This is a genomic window from Hippea maritima DSM 10411, from assembly GCF_000194135.1.
GTDB classification, from domain to species: Bacteria; Campylobacterota_A; Desulfurellia; order Desulfurellales; family Hippeaceae; genus Hippea; species Hippea maritima.
In genome coordinates this window covers 750,490-770,371 of sequence record NC_015318.1, presented here as the reverse complement: position 1 = coordinate 770,371, position 19,882 = coordinate 750,490, and the positions used below count along the sequence as shown (strand labels likewise).

21 protein-coding genes are annotated in these 19,882 nt (G+C 36.1%); all 21 read right to left on the bottom strand.

Annotated features, from left to right (window positions below; genetic code table 11):
- Positions 1-2: 2 nt before the first annotated feature.
- The 21 genes from HIPMA_RS03990 to HIPMA_RS03890 all read right to left on the bottom strand — a co-directional run bounded on the left by HIPMA_RS03990 (position 3) and on the right by HIPMA_RS03890 (position 19,729).
- Positions 3-548 (bottom strand): Maf family protein, encoded by a 546-nt coding sequence (locus HIPMA_RS03990; protein WP_013681787.1) that lies wholly within the window; start codon positions 546-548, stop codon positions 3-5.
- The gene (locus tag HIPMA_RS03985; protein WP_148226559.1) at positions 545-3,106 is read right to left on the bottom strand and encodes a [protein-PII] uridylyltransferase family protein; all 2,562 of its coding nucleotides are present in this window, start codon (positions 3,104-3,106) and stop codon (positions 545-547) included. Before HIPMA_RS03985 ends, HIPMA_RS03990 begins: the two co-directional genes overlap by 4 nt.
- Before the next feature lie 149 nt (positions 3,107-3,255).
- Positions 3,256-4,221 (bottom strand): protein translocase subunit SecF, encoded by a 966-nt coding sequence (secF, locus tag HIPMA_RS03980; protein ID WP_013681785.1) that lies wholly within the window; start codon positions 4,219-4,221, stop codon positions 3,256-3,258.
- Between the two features lie 13 nt (positions 4,222-4,234).
- Positions 4,235-5,839 (bottom strand): protein translocase subunit SecD, encoded by a 1,605-nt coding sequence (secD, locus tag HIPMA_RS03975; RefSeq protein WP_013681784.1) that lies wholly within the window; start codon positions 5,837-5,839, stop codon positions 4,235-4,237.
- A gap of 12 nt (positions 5,840-5,851) precedes the next feature.
- Positions 5,852-6,154, bottom strand: a complete 303-nt coding sequence (yajC, locus tag HIPMA_RS03970) for a preprotein translocase subunit YajC (protein ID WP_013681783.1) — start codon at positions 6,152-6,154, stop codon at positions 5,852-5,854.
- Between the two features lie 9 nt (positions 6,155-6,163).
- Complete coding sequence (locus HIPMA_RS03965) at positions 6,164-6,388, bottom strand: DUF2905 domain-containing protein (RefSeq protein ID WP_013681782.1); 225 nt, start codon at positions 6,386-6,388, stop codon at positions 6,164-6,166.
- The gene (gene ispF, locus HIPMA_RS03960; protein ID WP_013681781.1) at positions 6,372-6,866 is read right to left on the bottom strand and encodes a 2-C-methyl-D-erythritol 2,4-cyclodiphosphate synthase; all 495 of its coding nucleotides are present in this window, start codon (positions 6,864-6,866) and stop codon (positions 6,372-6,374) included. Before ispF ends, HIPMA_RS03965 begins: the two co-directional genes overlap by 17 nt.
- Positions 6,851-7,486 (bottom strand): 2-C-methyl-D-erythritol 4-phosphate cytidylyltransferase, encoded by a 636-nt coding sequence (gene ispD / locus HIPMA_RS03955; protein ID WP_013681780.1) that lies wholly within the window; start codon positions 7,484-7,486, stop codon positions 6,851-6,853. The genes ispF and ispD overlap by 16 nt, the downstream gene beginning before the upstream one ends.
- Entirely contained in the window at positions 7,483-8,322 is an 840-nt protein-coding gene (gene xerA / locus HIPMA_RS03950) for a site-specific tyrosine recombinase/integron integrase (protein WP_013681779.1), read from the bottom strand. The genes ispD and xerA overlap by 4 nt, the downstream gene beginning before the upstream one ends.
- Entirely contained in the window at positions 8,309-9,643 is a 1,335-nt protein-coding gene (locus HIPMA_RS03945; RefSeq protein WP_013681778.1) for a M16 family metallopeptidase, read from the bottom strand. Before HIPMA_RS03945 ends, xerA begins: the two co-directional genes overlap by 14 nt.
- Positions 9,640-10,980, bottom strand: a complete 1,341-nt coding sequence (locus tag HIPMA_RS03940; protein WP_013681777.1) for a M16 family metallopeptidase — start codon at positions 10,978-10,980, stop codon at positions 9,640-9,642. Before HIPMA_RS03940 ends, HIPMA_RS03945 begins: the two co-directional genes overlap by 4 nt.
- Positions 10,973-11,581, bottom strand: coding sequence for a LemA family protein (locus tag HIPMA_RS03935; RefSeq protein WP_013681776.1), 609 nt, complete (start codon positions 11,579-11,581; stop codon positions 10,973-10,975). The genes HIPMA_RS03940 and HIPMA_RS03935 overlap by 8 nt, the downstream gene beginning before the upstream one ends.
- Before the next feature lie 21 nt (positions 11,582-11,602).
- The gene (locus HIPMA_RS03930) at positions 11,603-12,352 is read right to left on the bottom strand and encodes a TPM domain-containing protein (protein WP_013681775.1); all 750 of its coding nucleotides are present in this window, start codon (positions 12,350-12,352) and stop codon (positions 11,603-11,605) included.
- Positions 12,315-12,980 (bottom strand): hypothetical protein, encoded by a 666-nt coding sequence (locus HIPMA_RS03925; RefSeq protein ID WP_013681774.1) that lies wholly within the window; start codon positions 12,978-12,980, stop codon positions 12,315-12,317. Before HIPMA_RS03925 ends, HIPMA_RS03930 begins: the two co-directional genes overlap by 38 nt.
- Entirely contained in the window at positions 12,973-14,094 is a 1,122-nt protein-coding gene (gene tgt / locus HIPMA_RS03920) for a tRNA guanosine(34) transglycosylase Tgt (RefSeq protein WP_013681773.1), read from the bottom strand. The genes HIPMA_RS03925 and tgt overlap by 8 nt, the downstream gene beginning before the upstream one ends.
- A complete protein-coding gene (locus HIPMA_RS03915) occupies positions 14,091-14,921 on the bottom strand; it encodes an LVIVD repeat-containing protein (RefSeq protein ID WP_013681772.1) in 831 nt (276 codons plus the stop codon). The genes tgt and HIPMA_RS03915 overlap by 4 nt, the downstream gene beginning before the upstream one ends.
- Positions 14,909-15,748 (bottom strand): oligopeptide/dipeptide ABC transporter ATP-binding protein, encoded by an 840-nt coding sequence (locus HIPMA_RS03910; protein ID WP_013681771.1) that lies wholly within the window; start codon positions 15,746-15,748, stop codon positions 14,909-14,911. The genes HIPMA_RS03915 and HIPMA_RS03910 overlap by 13 nt, the downstream gene beginning before the upstream one ends.
- A complete protein-coding gene (gene purE / locus HIPMA_RS03905; RefSeq protein ID WP_013681770.1) occupies positions 15,738-16,208 on the bottom strand; it encodes a 5-(carboxyamino)imidazole ribonucleotide mutase in 471 nt (156 codons plus the stop codon). The genes HIPMA_RS03910 and purE overlap by 11 nt, the downstream gene beginning before the upstream one ends.
- An 11-nt stretch (positions 16,209-16,219) precedes the next feature.
- Positions 16,220-17,065 (bottom strand): methyl-accepting chemotaxis protein, encoded by an 846-nt coding sequence (locus HIPMA_RS03900; protein ID WP_013681769.1) that lies wholly within the window; start codon positions 17,063-17,065, stop codon positions 16,220-16,222.
- A gap of 5 nt (positions 17,066-17,070) precedes the next feature.
- A complete protein-coding gene (locus HIPMA_RS03895) occupies positions 17,071-17,817 on the bottom strand; it encodes an oxygen-binding di-iron domain-containing protein (RefSeq protein WP_041324320.1) in 747 nt (248 codons plus the stop codon).
- A 163-nt stretch (positions 17,818-17,980) separates the two neighbouring features.
- Positions 17,981-19,729 (bottom strand): IS1634 family transposase, encoded by a 1,749-nt coding sequence (locus HIPMA_RS03890; protein WP_013681767.1) that lies wholly within the window; start codon positions 19,727-19,729, stop codon positions 17,981-17,983.
- Positions 19,730-19,882 lie beyond the last annotated feature (153 nt).

Below are 19,882 nucleotides of genomic sequence, written 5' to 3'. Positions count from 1 at the left end.
CATTATACACTCGATTTTAAAACCCTGCAAAGCCTTTTCATAGGAAGCCCTATAACAGTAGTTTTATCGCCTTCTATCACCCTCATAAAGCTTGAGGCCCTACCTTGTATAGCATAACCAGCCGCCCTGCCTTTATATTCACCTGTTTCTAAGTACATCTCGATGTCGGTATCACTTAGTCTGTCAACTTTAATCAAAGCCCTCTCAAAAAAGCTTACAGAGTAGCTATCCGATATAACACTAACACCGCTGAAACACTCATGGAGTTTACCAGATAGGCTTTTTAGCATCCAAAAAGCTTCATTTCTATCTTTAGGTTTTCCAAATACCTCACCATCAAGAACTATAACAGTATCCGCACCTATTACGGTTAATCCTTTTTTATAAAGCATTAGAGCCTTAAGATAACTCAACCTGAAAACGTAATCTTCAACAGATTCACCATCAAGTCTTGTCTCATCGATTTCAGAAACTCCAAAAACGGCATTAGGCTTACATTTTTTTATAAGCTTCCTTCTTGCTTTAGATCTACTTGCAAGCAGTATCATTTAAAATATTCCTGGCTCTTCTGTTTTATTATATTCATAAAACTCCTAACCTTGCCAATCACATTGCTCTCATCTAACAAAAACTCAATAATTTTTGCGTTATTTTCATCCAGCTTGGATGAAAAGCCAGCTAATCTCAGTGTATTTAATACCTTGAATAGATAAAAATAGATCTCTTTGACCTCCTTTAAATCAAAAAACCCAAGTCTGGTTATTTTATCAATCAATTGCGGAGTGTTCATGCCCAGTTCAATGCATTCATTTTCAAAACATATAGCCTGAGTCAAAAACTCTATATTGGTCAATCCACCCCATGAGCTTTTCAGATCCACTCCGCTCCCCTTATTCTTTTCAATCCTATTAAACATCTCATAAATAGATTTTTTATCAGGCGGATTCTTTAAAACAAACTCCCGATAAATTTCCTCAACTATACCCTTTTCAAATCCGCAATAAACTATCCTTGATTTCTGGGCTGCTTGCTTTTCCCATTCTTGAGCATCCTTTGAAAAATACCTTTTTAAATAATCAACATCAACCACCAATGAACCTTTATCACCAAAAGGTCTAAGTCTTAAATCAACATCATAGAGCTTTTTTAGCTCTTTTATAATCTTTACGACCTTTCCCTCCTGCTGCCAGGCATCCTCTTTTGATGCGAAAACCAAATCCAAATCACTACCAACAAATAGCTCATCTGTGGCAAGTTTTCCATAGGCAATAACACATAGTGAGTGATTATCATCGTAAACTTCAACTACCTGTTTTATAAATCTACGCGCCAGCTCACTAACCACGCCAAAATCACTATGTTTAAATGAGCCACTCAAAATTCTCAATGCAATTTCAAACTCAAGCCTTTCCTTCTCCTTTTTTGAAACATCTTCTATTTTTAGCTCAGAAGGAGCAAGTAAAACATCCAATAAAAATGGATTAGATACAAATTTATCCGCATAATCTATACTCAAAAGCTTTACAAAAAGCTTAAAGAGGCTTCTATTAGAAAAGATCGATGCTGTATAAGATGGATTTATCTTATCAAATCCAACAACCACATTTTCAAACCTTTTTATATCTTTGCTTAAATTAAACGCCTCATAAAATAATTCATTTATCGTAAAAGGTTTAATATCACTTGCCAAAAACTTTTTAACAGCACTAACTATAATATTCGAAACCCTTTCAGCTTCACTTAGACTAAAGCCAAACTCATATAAATAAGCCTCTATATCCTCTGGTGAGGACAAAACTGGAAGGGATTTATCTTCAATAAATATTTTCCTAAACAAAATATGGACTCTATCGGTGATTTCGTTGTATTTATCCAAAAACTCATCCAACTTATAGCCCAGCTTAAGAGCAAGTTTTTCTAACCCCTCTCTACTTGATGGAAGTGTTTGTTTTTGTTGTTCCTCTAATAATTGTATTTTATGCTCAATTCTTCTTAAAAATATATACGCCTCTTTTAAAAATTCTACATTTTCAAGCAAACCTAAAGAACCCAACATAGCCAAACCATCAACTGTGGATATATGCCTGAGTTCCTTGATCTTACCCGCATATATGAGCTGGAAGTAGTTGACAATAAACTCTATTTCTCTTATGCCACCTTCACCCTTTTTTATATCCTGTTTTTTAGGGTCAACTAAATGAATTTCCTTTTTTGGCGAATACTTTTTTATCTTAAACAAAAGTCTTCTTATCTCTTCAATGTATTCAACATCAATCGATTTTTTGTAAACAAATGGCTCAATAGCTTTCAAAAACCTCTCACCAAGAGCAAAATCTCCAGCTATGGGTCTAACTTTAACAAGCGCAAGCCTCTCCCACGGCTGACCAAAGGTCTCATAATAGGTTTCATATTCATCCACGCTCATAGAAAGCGGATAAGCATTGCCACCGGGTCTTAGCCTAACATCCACCCTATACACAAAACCGCCTTCTTTGTTTTGATTTAAGATAGAAACAACCAAAGAAGCAAGCCTGTTAAAGAATTCAGCATCACCATTATGAACAAATAGGAGGTCTATATCCGATGAAAAATTAAGTTCCTTATTGCCTAATTTTCCAAGCCCCATAATGCAAAATCCATCTTTTTTGTAGTTTTTTTTGAGTTTTTTATAAGCTAAAATTATAGCAATCTCTGCTAATGCATCGGCTAAATTACTCAACTCCTCCATTATCTCTTCAAAGCTGCATGCATTAACAATTTCACGGGTAGCTATACGCAGGTACTCTCTCTTTCTGTAGTGCCTCAAAAGATATTCCATTCTATCAATTGTTGTGGCTGATAAAATAAATTCTTTGGCCTCTGCTAAATAAATTTCTTTTGATTTCTTTAAAGCCAATGTATCGTTTTCTATTAACCAGAAAATATATTCTGGGTTATTTATTAGAAAAACAGAAAGAGTATTTGACTGACAGAATATGCCAAATAATATTTCTCCTACTACCTTAAATGACATTATAAGTTCAAATATGGTAGACTTTGCCGTAGAATTAGCCAAAAAATCAGAAAAATAAGAAAAAGCAGCATCCCTATCGGGGCAATTAACCATAACGGAGTATAAATTAGGCAACGCAGATTTGAACTCACTTAGCAACTTATATTGTGATGTTATGTGAAGGATTATACGATAGGCCCTCTTTTTGTCTTTAAAGAGGGCCACAAAACGCTCAAGTAAGGTTTCTATATAAAACCCACCCCTTACATTTTCATGTCAAATTCTACTTTTTGCTTAAATTTATCAGTTGAATCAACCTCTTTCTTTTGTGGAATTAAAGCACCCTTAAACATCAACAAAACAGGTGAAGCTATAAAGATAGATGAATATGTTCCAGAAATTATACCCACAAGAAGTGCAAAAGACATACCTTTTAAGGCATGACCACCAAATAGATACAAGGATAACACAACAAACAAGGTTGTACCTGCCGTAAGAATTGTCCTTGAAAGAGTTTCACTTACACCTCTGTTTATTGCTTCAACATTTGACAAATTTCTGTTTGTTTTCACCTTTTCTCTAATCCTGTCAAATATAACTATAGTATCGTTTACCGAATAACCAACGATTGTTAGTATTGCAGCAACAACATCCAATGTAAATTCATATCCAAAAATAGATAAAAATCCTACCGTTATCAAAACATCGTGTAGAAGTGCAAGAATGGCACCCACAGCAAATCTGTATTGAAATCTTATGCTTATGTACACAAGTATAGCAATCAAAGAAAGAGCTATAGCTATTAAACCTTTGTCTCTAAATTCTTTTCCTACTTTTGGGCCCACCATATCAACTTCTAATATCTTATAGGAACCTTTAAATTTCGCATCAAGTAAAGATTTTAATTTACTTTCAATAGATTCTGTGGTCGAGCTAGTGGATACCTTTGTATAGACTATATACCTCTTACTACTTCCCCCAATGCTCTGAATTCTTGAATCTGCAAAAAACCTTGAATTCTTTATAGCGCCCCTCAAATCAACGACATTCACGGGTTTTTCAAATTCAAGTTGAATAGATGTACCGCCCTTAAATTCTATACCCAGCTTAGGTCCTTTCCATATCAAATGACCCATTCCAATAACTATCAAGATCAATGATATGGCGATTGCAACCTTGAACTTTGATACAAAATCAATCAAAATTCCGGGTTTTATAAATTGAATCATATCTCACCCCGTATCAAATACTTAACTTGGAAGGCTTGAACCTATCCAACACAATATCGAAAATTGTTTTAGTGAATGTAATAGCAGTAAACATGTTAGCCAAAAGGCCTATAGCCATAGTAATGGCAAATCCCTTAACTGGGCCACTACCAAATTGATACAATATCAAAGCTATAATAAGCGTTGTAATATTGGCATCTAAAATGGTAATAAATGCCCTCGCATAACCAGTATTAACTGCATCATGTATACTCCTGCCAATGAGCAGTTCCTCTCGAATTCTCTCATAAATCAAAACATTGGCATCTACCGCCATACCAACGGTCAATGCAATACCTGCAATTCCTGGCAATGTAAGTGTCGCATGGAGCATAACCATAGTGCCAAAGATTATGATAATATTGAGAATTAAAGCCAAATCAGCCAAAAGACCAGAAAGCTTGTAATAAAAAATCATAAACAGGATAACGGCCAGAGCACCGAATATCATGGCCTTTTTACCCTTCTCTATGGAAATCTTACCTAAAGATGGACCTATGGTTACCTTTTGAAGAACCTTAACCGGCGCAGGCAATGAACCACTTCTTAGAACCAAAGCTAAATCGTGTGCCTCCTCAAGTGTAAAATTACCAGTAATCTGTCCTCTTCCGCCACCGATTCTACTCTGAATAACCGGAGCAGAATAAATTAAATTATCCAAAACAATCGCAAGCCTTTTTCCTATATGGGTTGCTGTAAAGTTGGCAAATATCTTGGCACCCTCAGAATTCAACTCAAAAGCTACGTAGGGCTGATTCATAGTTCCGCCAAATCTAACAGTAGCATTTGTTATCATATCTCCCGTGATCACAGGCTCTTTTTTTACAACAAATGGAACCTTCGTATCCTCACCTGTGGTAGGATCCCTCTGTATCTGATAAAGTATCTCATCATCCGCAGGTAGCTCTCCATTTAAAGCATCTGCAACACTAACTTTATCATCAACCAGATGAAGCTCAAGCCTTGCCGTCTCACCAAGCAACCTAACAGCCCTATTTGCATTCTTTATACCTGGTAAATCAACAACTATATGATCGCCTCCGGCTCTAACAACGGTAGGCTCTGTAACACCAAACTGATTTACTCTATTCCTTATAACGCTGATAGCCTGTTCTATAGCCCTTTCTTTAATCTTTGCCACTACATCTTTTTTAAGCTGAATTACTATAGGGTTAGAATCAGAGATAACAGCATAGTTTGGAAAATTACTAATTATCAAATTAATAGCTTTATCCAAGTCGTGAGTGTCAACCAGGTGGATAGTGATTTTATAATCCTTTAATGATGGAACTACACTGTCTGCAGCTATCCTTGCGTTGGTTAATTGCTGCTGTAGGTTATCCGCAGCCCTTGATAATACAACATAGACAGCTTTATCAGTATCTACGCCTAAAACAAGATGCATGCCACCCTTTAAGTCCAATCCTAGGTTTATGGTATCTGTAGGCAATATATTACTAAACATAGATGAAAAATCTTTTGCACTTTTTTTACCTATAAGTGTAGGGAGCGTGTATGCCCCAAAAACGGCTACAACAACTATAATAATTGTTAATTTTATCCATATGGAGGTCTTCATTTTAATCCTTCCTTACTGTTTTGAGACTACACTATTCTTGCTTATCTTTATTTGAACCCCATCGGCTATTTCTATCACAAAGTTGTCTTCATTAACCTTTGTTATAGTGCCGTATATGCCGCTTGATGTGATTATCTTATCTCCTCTCTTTAATGAATTTATAAACTCCTGATGCTTTTTTCTCTGCTTCTGCTGAGGTAGTATAAGAAACACATAAAATACCACAACAATCAAGATTAGTGGTATTATTTGTGCCCACATGCTGGGCTGAGCAGCTGAACCTGCCGCAAATGCTTCGGGAACTAAAGAAAACATACACCCTCCTTACTTAAGTTTTCCCAGAAAATAAAATATGACCGTTAGGATTATACTTAAAATGATACTGCTTGCAAGGGGAAAGTAAAAAGTAAAATTATCCTTTTTTATAACGATATCTCCAGGGAGCCTACCAAAAGGTATCTTGGTAATATTTGGTAAGTAGCTAAACAAAACCCCTACAATAATAAAAATAACACCCAATATCAAAAATATCTTACCAAATCCGCTCATTTTTCCCCCTCAACATAGCAACTGCATATGAGCTTACACCTTCCCCCCTTCCTTCAAAGCCTAAAAGCTCTGTTGTGGTCGCCTTTATATTAATCAGACTCTCGTCTATTTTTAAAGCTTTTGCTATATTGGAAGTCATAGCTTTTTTGTACTGTTTAAGCTTTGGTCTCTGCATAACAACTGTAGCATCAATATTACCTATCTCAAACCCTGCCTCATCAATAATCTCCCTTATTCTCTGCAAGAAAAACAAGCTCTTTATATCTTTGTATTGAGGGTCGTTATCAGGAAACAACTCACCTATATCCCCTGCACCCAAGGCACCAATAAGAGCATCACATATGGCATGAGTTAAACAATCGGCATCTGAGTGCCCTAACAATCCATAATCATATTCTATGTTAACCCCGCCTAATATCAAGGGTCTACCTTTTACCAACCTATGCACATCAAAACCAAAACCTATCCTAAAAGACATTCAGCCAACCTTAAGTCTTCCTTAGTGGTTATTTTAATATTTTTCCTTGAGCCTTCAACTATTTTAACCCTACCGTAAAACTTCTCCCACAAGGCAGCCTCATCCGTGAAAATATCATTGGAGTTAATAGCAAACTCAAGTGCTTTAAGCAATTTGACCCTTCTAAATGCTTGAGGTGTTTGAGATATATAAATCTTATCCCTATCCAATGTATTAACACTAAAACCGTTATTGGAAAGCTTTAATGTCTCATAAGCCTTAATTGCCACGATTGCAGCATCAAATCCCTTAACTGCATCCACAAGTCTGCTGACCATATCTTTATCTATTAGAGGTCTTGCTGCATCGTGAATTAGAACGAAATCTCCTTCTGATGCTAAAACCCCATTAAAAACAGAGTGCATCCTCTCCCTACCGCCACTTGTAACCTTAGCAAGATTAAAACGTTTTGATAAGAAATCTAAATCTTCATCTCTACCAACAATAACAACCTCTCCAAATTCTCTTAAAATCTCAATGCTATAGTCAATAACCAGTTTTCCATTTAGCTGCTCAAACTGTTTTTTAGAACCAAACCTCCTGCCGCTTCCAGCAGCTACAACTACACTTGAAATTTTCATTTCAATATCTCAAGATTATGAAATACATCCTCAACAGCCTTATCTGTAATATCTGTGTAAATTTGAGTTGTAGTTATGCTTCTATGGCCTAACATCTCCTGAACCGCTCTTATATTTGCCCCATTTTCTATCATATGCGTTGCGAACATATGCCTTAGCATATGGGGGTGAACATCTATACCCTCTTTTTTAAAACTCCTCTTTATCAATTTCCAAAGGCCCTGCCTACTGAATGGCCTACCCCAACTGGACAAAAACAGATAATCGTTATTGGATGAGTTTTTTATATTTTTTCTTGCATTTTCAATATAGGATTTCAACCTCTTTAGTGTGCCATTGCCAACCGGCACAAGTCTTTCCTTTGAACCCTTTCCTCTAACTCTGATAAAGCCAGCATCAAATATAATGTCGGATACCCTTAAATTCACCAACTCGCTAACCCTGAGTCCTGAAGAATAGATAAGTTCAACAAAAAGACCAGTTTTTTTATCCTCCATCACCTTTTTTATGGTTTCAAATGGGATATACCTGGGCACCTTTCTTGAGTATTTCTTGTTTTTTATTGAAGATACATCTATGTTACATAGGCCTTCTTTGGTTAAGAATTTAAGAAATGAACGGAAACTGGATAGTTTTCTGTTAAAACTGGAGGGTTTATAATTCTTCTGAGAAAGCCACAAAACAAAATTGCCAACCCCATTATCATCCAACATCTTATCTTTAAAAAAATTACTTACAAGACTAAGGTCATTAGCATAACTTGATATTGTGTTATCAGAAAAACCTCTAACCTTTAGGCTAAATAAAAATCTATCTATAAGCCTATCTATATCCATACTTTTTAGCTAACTTCAATACATCTTTTCTGATGTTTTTTGAAGATACGATGCCAATAGAAACAGTATCCGAAAATAACCTTCTTGCAACAAATTTCAAATCTTGCAAGCTGACTTTTTCTATATTCTTTTTATCAAAAACCCAAATAGGCTCCTCTACCCCAAGCATATAACCCTGAGCAATTTGAGAAGCCACACTTTGAGGCGTCTGTAGACCTATGAGCCTTGAGCCAATCAAGTACTCCTTAGCCATTTTAAGCCTGTCTTCACTTATATACTTATCATAGGATTTTATATCCTCTAAAACTCTATTTATAGCATTTAAGGTAAACTCATTCTGTGTCTGAAGGCCTATAACAAAAACACTTTTTTTTGGAAGCTTGTAATTAAAGGCAAAAACCGAGTAAGCATAACCGTGCTTTGTCCTTATATCCTTTGTAATAAACGCGTTTAATTTACCACCCAAGATATAGGCCAAAATCTCTGCAGCATAGAAATTTTTTGAGGGGTAGTCAAAAGAAGGAAAGGTAAAATATATATAGCTCTGTCTTGTCTGAGGTTTTATTATATCGGATACATGCAAGCCATATCTAAACACAGGCTCGTCAAACCTGGCTTTATTATCCATTGGTTTTATAAAAGAAAACCATCTACTCAGCTCTTTCTTAAGCTTTAAATCACCAAAAACATCTCCAGACAAAACCAAAACCATATTATTTGCTCTAAAATATTTTTCAAAAAATCTCTTAGCATCGCGGTTGGTTGTACCCTTTAGACCGTTGAGTGTTCCTATACTGCTATGGGAATATTCAGGCTGAGCAATTAGGTTTACAAAGGCTGAGTGTATAGCCAAATAATCCTTATTGTTCTGTAAAGATTTGTACGCATCTATCGTTTCTCTTTTAACAATAGAAAAATTCTTCTTATCAAATCTGGTTTTTAGAATCTCACTTATAAGGTAGAACATTTTATTCATGTTATCTCTAAGTGTGGTAGCAGATATGGTGATATACCCTTTTGAAACAGAAACATAGCTATCTATGCCATATTTATCAAAAAGCTCTCTTAGTTTCTCCGAGCTTAAATGCCGCGTATCGCAGCTTTCAAGGGAAGCTGCCACAAGCTTAGCCTGACCGAATCTGTTAGTTTCATCAAAGAAACTACCCGCTTTAACTTTTATAACCAGACTTATGATGGGCATATTAGAGGTTTTAACCGTTATATAAGGAAGACCATTGGAAAGCTTGCCTTTATTAAGCTCAACCCCATAGGCATTAAAAGCTACAATAAAAACCAAAAAAAGTGTAATTAAACTTTTCATCTCAAACCACCTCTAAATGAGGTAATGGGTTGTATCTTTTTACCCTTTTCAGGAATTAAAAATACATCGCTTTCCTTCTCTTGGCTTAAATATTCTTTGGACACTCGCATAATATCCTTTTTTGTTACTTTATTTATAAGATTTAAGTAATTCCTATAATAATCAAGCAAGTCAAAAGCAGCATAGAATGCAAACATCCTATTTTTACCCCTTAAGGTCTCCTTTGATAAATAATAATCCATTTTTGCTTTCTGTTTTGCAAGATTGAGCATATCATCACTAAACTTACCCATTTTCAATTTATTAAGCTCTTTAAATATGGCATTTCTGGCTTTTTCAAAACTAGTTTTCTTTGCTAAATCTGCAAATATCTCAAACAAACCAACATCATAAACCCTACCCTCATTGCCACCGTCTATATCAACAAGCAAACCCTTTTTTCTAACCAAATCATTATAAGCCAAAGCCGTTTTTCCATCAAACAGCATGTAACTTATAAGGTCAAGCACCACCGTATCTTTACTGCTTATCGGAGGTATTTTAAAACCCATAGCAAGCTTTTTAAATTGAGAGGTTTTTTTTATGTAAGCTATACGCCTTCCAAGCTGCAAAGGCTCTTTTGTTATATGTCTTACAATTCCCTTACTTTTATGTAGCCCAAAAAGCTTTTTAACAAGCCCTAAAACCCTATCTTTATCAATATCCCCCGATATAACCAAAACAGCATTATTCGGCGCATAGTATTGCTTGTAATACTCCTTTAGCTGTTCTATTGTATAGTGCCTAATATCGTAGGCAAATCCAATAGGAGTCCACCTGTAAGGTGAGGCCTTATAGGCTATATTATGGAGTGTGTAATACAAAAAGCCATCCGCTGAGTTGTCTACCCTCCAGAGCCTCTCTTGATAAACAACACTTCTTTCTTTTAAAAATCTATCGTTTTTAAGTAGTAGATTTTCCATATTATCGGCATAGAAAGCTAAAACCTTTCCAAGGGCATTTTTTGAAATTGTGCAAAAATAGAGCGTATAATCAAACGACGTTTGGGCATTATCTATACCGCCGAATTGAGATGTTAACTCATCTATGTATCCATCTTTAAAATGCCTTGAGCCGCGAAAATTCATATGCTCAAGCATATGAGAGATACCCGTTATAGAGTTATACTCATCAACACAGCCAACCCTATATAACACAGTCACATTAACTATGGGAAAATCGTGTTTCTCTTCTATATAAACATTTAGGCCGTTTTTTAATGTGTAGTGGTAATATTTAGCATTGGCTTGCTGTATGAAAAGTAGTACTAATGCTAATATCAATACTACTTTACGCATATACCAAAACCCCAAAAACCAATCCTGTAGTATTACCAAAGTTGACTTTTGGAACCTCCTTTTCTTTTGGATTTTCCACCCTGAAGTAAACTGCAGGTTTAAAACCCATCTTAGAGGCTATTATACTCTTCGGGAATGATTTTATTGTAGTATTATACACTCTAACTGCATCGTTGTAACGTTTTCTTGCCACAGCTATTCTGTTCTCTGTGCCTTCTAAATTGTCCATTAAACGTGTAAACTCCTCATTTGCTTTTAGCTCGGGATACTTTTCAACTATAAGTAATAACCTTCCAATAGCACCCTCAAGCTGATTGCTTGCTCTGATTTCATCTCTTGGTGTCTTTGCATTCAGAAGATTTGCCCTTGCCTTTGCTACATATTCAAATATTTCTTTCTCATGTTGTGCATACCCCTTAACTGTGTTGACAAGATTCGGGATTAGATCAGCTCTTCTTTTAAGCTGAACATCTACATCACTCCATGCAGCATCCACGCTTTCTTTAAGTTTTATTAGCTTATTGTAGGTGGAATAGTAGTACATACCCGCTGCTATAACCAAAAACAATAAAAATACAATTACTCCAAGTACACCTTTCATTTATAACCACCTCCACATTTTTTACCAACTACCACCGACGCCTCCCCCACCTGTTGAACCACCACCAAATCCACCACCTAAGCCACCACCAAAGCCTGAGCCCATACCTGAATCCCAATCACTTCTATACCCCCCAAAAATACCGCCAATAAACAAAGGAAATAGATAGGGAGACACAAAGAATAATAAAGCCAAAATTAAGATTATGTCAACTAAACTAATATAACTGCCCTTTGCCTTTTTCGGTTTTGCATAACCGGTAATTTTAACATTGTAAGCTTTGGCTATGACACCAACAATAGCCATAGTGCCATTAAGAATACCCTTGTTGTATTCACCCTTTTTAAAATAGGGGATTATGTATCTATCCCTGATTCTACCCAAAAGACCATCTGGGAGGATGCCTTCGAGCCCGTATCCTGTATTTATCCTGAGTTTTCTATCTCCGATATCAACCAAAAATAAAAGACCGTTGTCCTTACCCTTCTTACCAATGCCCCATTTTTCAAACAACTCAACCGAATAATCAAATATATCGCCATCGTCCAATTTCCTTATCGTAACAATAGCAAACTCAACGCCAGTTTTTTGCTCAAGCTCTCTTAAGACAGCTTCAAGCTTATGCTTTGTTTGAGCGGTTAAAACCGATGCAAAATCGTTAACATACCCAACAGGCTTTGGTATATCGTAAGCAAACGATGGTATACCCAAAAGCATTATGAATGCAACAACGTTAATCCAGTACCTTATCGGCAATCTTGACAAGTCCATCAACCTCTTCTATGTATTTTTTGAATATCTTTAACAATTTATCAAACGGTATCTTTGGTGTGTCCCTTAAAGCTTTAAATGCATCAAGTTTTATGTTAAATTCCTTCTCAAATTCCTCGATCAATGTCGCATCATTAATAAGCTTACCCCTTAATCTTAAAAGGTTTCTTAAGATAAGTAAAAAGTTATACATAGAACGGTAGGCTATGTCGTCCACAACCTTTCTATCCAGAGGCAAGTCAATAAAAGCGCCCTTCAATATCAACAGCTTGCTTCTTAGTTCATACTCTATCTGTCTCCTTAAATCCTCATCTTCAACCTCAATATTACTTATGAGATTTTCTCCATATACAACCTCTCCATTCTCTTTAAGCTCAAGCATCTCCATGCAAAACACATCAGCAGACCTTCTGAAAAATTCTTTATCCACTACAAGTGGGGTCGAAAACTGTTTCTTGTATTTGGTGTAAATGCTTTTTATCTTGAACAAATCATCAGCAGAAACTTTATCCAAAACAACAAACACGCCGTTTTTATTTAAAAAAGATGTCACACCTATGTTATGTCTGCCCACACTTATCAGCCTATCGCCAAAGGTCTCTTTTAGTTTCTCTATAAACTCATTCATCGGCCTCTCCCTCTTTCATCAAAGCGTAAAACTCATCCTTAAAGCTTCTAAACCTTCCGTTTAGTATAGCTTTACGTGCAGATTTTACAAGGTTAATGTAATAATAAAGATTGTGAATACTTGCAAGTGTATAAAACGAAAGCTCTTTGGCCTTATGCAGATGCCTTAAATAGCCCCGGGAGAAATTCCTGCATGTATAACACCCACAACCCTCCTCAATAGGTCTATCATCATCCCTATACTGCTGTCTTTTTATGTTAACAACACCAAATCTGGTAAATAGCGTGCCGTTTCTTGCATTTCTTGTTGGCATAACGCAGTCAAACATATCGACACCCATGCCTATAAGCTCTATTATATTCTCAGGCCTTCCTATACCCATAGCATACCTGGGCTTATTCTTGGGCAAAAACTCATTAACAATAGGCACAACCCTATACATATCCTCAGTTGGTTCACCCACACTCAGCCCGCCTATGGCAAAACCATCAAATTCCAAATCTTTCATAGCAATGGCCGCTTCTTTCCTTAAATCATCAAACACACCGCCCTGGACAATACCAAATAGTGCATTGACCGTATGTTCTCTTCTTGCCCTTATAGAACGCTTCGCCCAATTTATCGTAATGTCTAAAGATTTTTTCACATAAGACTTATCCATCGTATAAGGTGGGCACTCATCTAACACCATCGCTATATCGCTGCCCCATCTATATTGTAATTCAACCACATATTCAGGGCTAAAAAAATGGTTTGAGCCATCTATGTGGGATTTAAAATAAACACCCTCTGGGTTTATATTTCTGAGATCACTTAAGCTAAAAACCTGAAAACCACCGCTATCGGTCAAAATCCCCCTCTTCCATCCCATAAATCTATGCAGGCCACTAAGTTTCTCTATTGTTTCGATACCTGGTCTTAAATAAAGATGATAGGTGTTTGAAAGCACAATTTGAGCACCAACTGCCTTCAACATACAAGGCAAGATGGCCTTAACCGATGCATTAGTCCCAACAGGCATAAATATAGGCGTTTCTACCTTGGTATGACCCAAATCAATTGTACCAGCTCTAGCCTGCTTATCTTCTGCTATTAATTCAAAAGAAAAACTCATTTTATACGACCTATATACAATTTATTATCTTCAAGTAAGGGGGCAAAGATTCTATTTCCAACAGTAATAATATCGGCTGCTGGAGTATGAAAATCTTTAACTATCTGGTAATGCTTAAACGAGATGTCTGTCTTTATAACTTTTCCGGTTTTATAGTCTGAAATAAAAACACCTCCATTGTCTATAGAAATACCATCAAATCCTGTTAATCCTCTTAACTTAAAGCTTTTTATAAATCTTCCATCAAAGGATATCTCATCAAGCAAAGGCTTAACAAAGGATACAACAATAAATGCTTTATTTTCTTTCAAAAATACTATACCGTTTGGCTCAAAATCATAATCCCAGCTAAAAAACACGCTGCTTTTACCATTTCTGTCAATCCTGAATATGCAATTTTTAACTGTATCTGTTATATAAGCCTCACCGTCAACCACATATACATCGTTTAGAAATTTAGCACCCTCTACAGGATAACATACCAAACCCTTTGCTTTGAAATCATAAATGCACAATCTTGTTAAATCTGCAATATAAAGTTTATCGTTATAAGCAAAAATCCCCTTTGGAGCCTTAAGATCGTCTATGAATTCATACTCTAAAATATTTCCATATCTGTCTAACTTTGTAATAAAGCCATCTTTGTTAGGGCTTGTAGGAGATGAGCCTATATTGGACACGTATAGGTAATTTTTATAAAAACACACACTTTCTGGGTGTTTAAGTCCTATAACTTCACTGTCATTTACAAGTTTAAATCCAGCCAACATCACAAATCCTAATACCAAAACAAAGAAAAATAGCTTTTTGTCATTTAAAAATGACATCTTACAAACCTACCTTTAACTTCTTTAAGTGGTGGCTTTTTATTTCTGCAAATCTCTTTTGCTTTACTGCAAGTCTTTATAAATGGACACGCTGCATCCTTATCTATCTCTATCTGATTAAATCTGTCTTTTGAATAGTGCATATTTAGTCTGGGCGTTGCATTTATCAAAAATCTTGTATAGGGATGCAGTGGATTAGATTTTACATCAAGAATTTTTCCTTTCTCAACTATTCTGCCACCAAACATGACTATTATATCGCCATCAAACTCCAACAGCTCCATATCGTGCGTAATGAAAATGATGGTTATATTCTCATTTTCATTCAACTTTTTTAACAATTCTACTATTTTTAGTTTTGTTATAGTATCTAAAGCTGATGTAAATTCATCCGCCATAACTATATCGGCATTAAGTAAAGCCATAGCTATCAAAACCCTCTGTTTCATACCTCCACTTAGGTTATGTGGGTATGATTTTAGAATTCTCTCAACGTCAACAAAACCCACCTTAGCTAAAATCTTCTTTATGCTGTCAAGGTCGTCTTTTATCTCTCTTAGTTGAGATTCTATACTAAAAAGAGGGTCTAAAGAATCGGTTATATTTTGCGGCACTACATCAATTTTGCCATCTATATCAACCTTGCCATCAAACTTAAGACCATAAAATCGATATAGCCCGCTTATTATCCTTGCAAGTGTAGTTTTACCCGTTCCCGATTCTCCAACAATAGCCAATATATCGCCCTTATTTAGGTTAAAACGTATATCCTCTAAAACTTGATGATTACCGTAGAAAGCGGAATTTATCTCTACATCACATATCATTGAGTTTTCTTAGCTCTTCCTCCTCGCTGCGAGCCTTATCTTTTAATCTTTCAAGCAAAGTAGGGTTTTTTAGTGATAAAATCCTTATGGCAAATAAGGCGGCATTTTTTGCACCCTTTTTGCCTATACCAAAGGTAGCAACTGGAATTCCCCGCGGCATCTGTGCTATAGAAAACAACGCATCAAGCCCCATAAGATCACTTGCTACAGGAACGCCCAAAACGGGTTTGTTGGTATAGGCTGCAATAACACCAGGCAAGGCAGCAGAAAGGCCGGCAATAACTATCGCAACATCAAACTCATCTTCTATAATCTGAGCTACCTCTTTTGTGAGATTAGGTGAACGATGAGCAGACGCAATAAACTCTTTATGGGTTACACCAAATTCATCAAGCACCTCTCTGGCTGCATTCATTATCTCTTCATCACTTTTACTACCAGCGACTATTGCTACCTTCATTTCCCCTCCATCTAAAGCTTAACAAGTTGTTCTATCTTTAAGTTTACATCTTGAAGTGTGTTAATTATTTTAATAATGCTACTCAATAACTCGTATATTTTAACTATCCTATTGGTCAAATCATCTATAACCTCTGCATGCTCATTTATAGCTAAGCTATTCTCATTTAGCGATTCTGCTATTTCATTTGAACTCTCATTAATTTTGATAAAAGTCTCTGCAAATTCATTAAAATCCCCTCTTAATTGATCTAAGAATTCTTTAACCGATTCAACCCTTTCTACAGTGCTTGTTAGTTTGTAGTTAAACTCGTATAAAATTTCCTGAATATTGTTTGTTATGCTATCTGTCTTGTTTGCAAGTTTCTTTATCTCATCAGCTACAACGGCAAAACCCTTGCCTTTTTCGCCGACTCTTGCTGCCTCGATTGCAGCATTTAATGCCAATAAGTTAGTTTGCTTTGCAATATCAGATATACTGCCTGCAGCTTTATTTATATCCTCGGTAACGGTGGTTAGACTCTTTATACCATTTACAAAATCGTCTATCTCCGACTTTCTTCCCTCTATTTCATCATTTCTTTCTGTAATCTTGTCCGAGATAGAGTTTATATTTAGATTAAACTCCTCAAAGTCTGAGTTTATCTTTGATACATTATTCGCCATACCCTTAAGGTTACCTTCCATTTCCTCAAGAGAGGCAGAAAATGTTTTCATCTGATCTTCTAAATACTCTACACTGTTAGATATAATTTTAAAACTTTCTACGGTGGCAGTTGATACAAAGGAGCTCTTTACAACACCCCTTGAAAGCTTTCTTATGGCATTCATTGATTTCATATTATTCTTTACTGCCATATCTCTCACCTACTCAATTCATCTATTATATCTGTACCGCATTTAAGGTTTCCTAACCAATTTAAAAACATTTCCACTGCCTCATCCCTAAATACGCCACCATGCTGTGGGGCTATCATCTTAGGTGATAGAGATCTCACTTTATTTACATAATAACGACACGCATTTGATGAAGCTATGTAACGTTTATGGAACCCTTCCATTAATGCAGTATGGGCATTAAAGTTATCTTTATCTACAAATAGATATTCACCACCTTCATTAAATACAGCGGCACCTATATCGGCATTGAATAGTATTTTTGATTTTGAGTCAAATACTATGTGATTGCCAGGTGAGTGCATAAAGTGTGCCGGAATCACTTCAAGATCCCCTAACCTCTGACCACCGTCTGGGATTCCTTTTATCCTGCTAAAATCCGTTATACCAAAATGAGGAAGAAATCTAACCCACAAATCAGAGATATAGACATTTGCATTCGTAACAGAAAGCCACATCGGTATGCCTGAACTGACATCAGGGTCTTGATGAGAGAAAAATATAACATCTATATCATCTAAATCTATGTATTTGGTAACATTGGCAACAACCTTGGGGAAAATATGTATGCCACCTGGATCTAAAAGCACACCCTTATTGCCATCAATTATAAGGTATTGATTGGTTTGAATTAATCCAGTTTCTAGCCTACCCCATCCAAGCCAAATAAACTTATGTTTGCCATCATCATAAAGTATTTCACCGTTTTCCATATCTATCTCGCTATTTGGTTTATTGTTATATTCACCCATATCAACACCTCCTTTGCAAAACTAAATCTTTCTTTACAAAATTAGATAACACAAGGGCATAAAAAAGTCAACTAAAAGCACTTATGTGTAACCATATAGGTCCCACCATACTTACCTTTATCCCTCATTCCGCACCTCTTTCTCCATTTATACCATAAAACCCCATATAATTACTACCCAATAGTTCCAATATCAGCCTATGCTTGTTTTCCAACCCAACAATCTGCTCTTGCCCATTAAGTAAGAGTAGATGTATAGCAAAGAAGTTCTCAAACACCCATCTTGCAGTGGGATTCTGAATGGGTTTGCCAAGTTGATTGGGAAAGGATTTGTTTTGATTTTTAAGCTCACTTCTTATTCTGTATTCCAAGGCAGAATAGACAAGCAAAGAGAGTGTCATTATCATAAGCATTGCTTCAATGCGTTTTGGGTTCTTTAGAAACATGGCATCGCTTAAAAACTCTGGTGATTTTAAGAACCTAAAGCCCCTTTCTATTCTCTGTTGAGATTTATACTCATCAAGCAGTTCCTTGGCAGACAGTGTCATATCATTGGTTGCAAGGATAAAAAGGCCACTCTTTTGGTTCTGTTTTTGTTTTAGGTATTCTTCATTTGGCTTGGTCTCTATAATCCAGTAGTATTCATAGTGGTCTGGTTTAGCATTTGGTTTTGGTCGTCCTCTTGTTTTGTATTTGGGCTTTGATATGAGTTTAGCCTCTGATATCATTATGCATTCTAACTTCTTTGTTTTTTCTTCAAATGCTTTTCTTGCATCAGCTTCACAGAAAAATGCTCTCTTTTGTAATTTCTCAATGAGTTTTGTTTCCTGTTTTTCTTTTTCTTGATACTCTTTCTTTATCGTTTTGTCCCCTCTTGATTTAGCATAACTGCTTTTGTATAAAACCCACTGTTGTTTCATTCCTTCATAATCTACTGTGTACTGGATAGCCTGATAGTTCTCATCAAGCTGAATAAATTCCTCTTCATTGTGGTTTTTGAGTATCTCTTTTGCCTGTTTTAGTTTCGATGGAACCCTTGAGATGAAAAGCATGTTGTTTTTCTTAAACTCTTCCATTGTTTTAGAACTAAAGAGGGCTGCATCGGCTATCACCTTTGTCTTTGTATTATTAGCATTCTTTAAAGAGTTAATATGCTCCTTTACTATATTGGCAAATGCCTGTGTATCTATTTTATTACCATCTGCAGGCTTCATCCATATGGGAATGCCTGCTTTGTGTTCTACTATAAGATTTAAAACCACCTGATTGAGCTCTGGATGGTGGTCTCTGCTGTATCCCTGGGTGATAAAGACTGGGGTTGGCTCATACTCTTCTTCTTTTCCTCCTTTTCCCCATTTTCCTTCACTGTTATTTCCCTTTTCTTCTTTTCCATTTCTTTCTTTTACTTTTCCTTTTTCTTTTTCTTTTTCTTCTTTCGTCTTTTGGTTTGGATACTTACCGTCAAGATGAAAGCTTGCGCTGTCTAAGTGTATGGTAGAGGGTGTAAGGTTCAGTATTTTGAGTGCCCTGCTTGCTATCTTTTCATACAGTTCACTTACGCCGTATTCAAAGAGCTTATCTAATGTTCTACCAAGTGCATCATCGTTGAACCAAGGGAAGTCAACATCCCTTCCGAATAATCTCTTTAGTGGTTTGTCTTTGAAGAAGAGAGGAGTTAGGTAGAGTTGCTTGTTGACATAACCAAGACCGTTAAGGATCATTGCCTTTGTTGCTTCGCCATAGCTTAGGTTCTTTGATTTGCTTGATGATGGTATTTCATCATCTATGGTTTCTGCTATCTTTAGTTCGTCTATCATACCAGCTATTAGTCCTAAGTGATCCATGTTCTTGATAACTGCTTTTTGTTGTAACATTTAAATACCCCCTCTTTTTAGAGGGAGATGTAAGCATTTTCTGTTCCGTTTATTCTAAGACCCTTTTCATTCTTTTACTCTGTGCATTTGGGTTTGGTCAAATAAGATAGAGGTTTGAGTGCGGAAAGGGGGGTAAAAAGAAACTAAAATTAA